The sequence below is a fragment of the Bradyrhizobium sp. Kon56 genome, assembly GCF_055807635.1.
Map to the genome: position 1 here is coordinate 1 of NZ_JBVVOU010000646.1, position 235 is coordinate 235.

1 protein-coding gene is annotated in these 235 nt (G+C 45.1%); it reads left to right on the forward strand.

Annotation, left to right across the window (positions count from 1 at the left end; translation table 11 throughout):
• The coding region (locus AC0L3B_RS40375) for a hypothetical protein (RefSeq protein ID WP_473383677.1) at positions 1 to 235 on the forward strand (235 nt) is incomplete at both ends.

Below are 235 nucleotides of genomic sequence, written 5' to 3' on the forward strand. Positions count from 1 at the left end.
TTAGCAAGTATCGCCTTTCAAGCACGCTGATCCTAGGGGAGCTTGCTGATACTATGGCACGCTTTCGCACAATGTCCTATTACACATTTATTAACCGCAGCGCAGCCGACATTGAGAAAGCCAATCTTCGAATTGATGCGCTGAGCAAGCGGGCTAAAGAGTTGCTAGAGAGTTATAACGTCACAATATTTGATTCCGATGAAAAAACGCTATTTGACCCCCTCCGAGACAAAAT